Here is a 724-nt window from a genome sequence, read left to right as displayed (position 1 = left end):
GAGGAACGCGCGCTGCTCGAAAGGCACCGCATCGATGTCGTGGTGTCCAAGAACAGCGGCGGCGAGGCGACCTTTGGCAAGATCGCCTCGGCGCGGGCGCTTGGCATCGAGGTGGTCATGATCCGCAGGCCTGATCTGCCGGACGTGCCCTCGGCTGAAACCGTCGAAGCGCTGGCCGCCATTGTCGATCGATTTGGGGTCGATCATTTTGTCCGACCCGTGGAAGAGCGCGGCGTGTAGACCAGCGCCGGCTTCTCCGTGCGCTTGATAATCCTGGTTTCCGGCGAGCCGATGATGATGCAGGTCGCCATGTCCGCCTTTTCAGCCTCGACATCGGCCAGCAGGTAGACCTCGATACGCTCGTCCGGGCGACCGGCGGCGCGGCCGAAGATTACCGGCGTGGTGCCCGGCAGGATGGCGGTCAGGCACTCGAAGGCGCGGCCGAGTTGCCAGGGGCGGGCCTTGCTGATCGGGTTATAAAGCGCGATGACGAAGCCGGCACCGGCCGCCGCCAGCAGGCGCAGTTCGATCAATTCCCATGGCTTTAGATTGTCGGAGAGCGAGATGGCGCAGAAATCATGGCCGAGCGGCGCCCCGATGCGGGCGGCAACCGCCAGCATGGCGGTGATGCCGGGCACCACGGCGACATCGACCGCGCGCCATTCGACCGGACCGGCCTCGATCGCCTCGCAGACGGCCGCCGCCATGGCGAACACGCCGGGAT

At 66.4% G+C, this 724-nt stretch carries 2 protein-coding genes; one reads left to right on the top strand and one right to left on the bottom strand.

Annotated features, from left to right (window positions below):
- A partial coding sequence (locus tag EN991_RS38555; protein ID WP_206519368.1) for a precorrin-6A/cobalt-precorrin-6A reductase occupies window positions 1-240 on the top strand: 240 nt, incomplete at its 5' end.
- Here EN991_RS38555 and EN991_RS38550 read toward each other — a convergent pair.
- On the bottom strand, window positions 204-724 hold a 521-nt coding region (locus EN991_RS38550), incomplete at its 5' end, for an SAM-dependent methyltransferase (protein WP_127370644.1). The two genes, EN991_RS38555 and EN991_RS38550, sit on opposite strands and share 37 nt — an antisense overlap.

Origin of the sequence: Mesorhizobium sp. M7A.F.Ca.US.005.03.2.1 (assembly GCF_003997795.1) — a bacterium.
GTDB classification, from domain to species: Bacteria; Pseudomonadota; Alphaproteobacteria; order Rhizobiales; family Rhizobiaceae; genus Mesorhizobium; species Mesorhizobium ciceri.
Note: the sequence above shows the minus strand (reverse complement) of the source record. Positions and strands in the feature narration are given on the sequence as shown.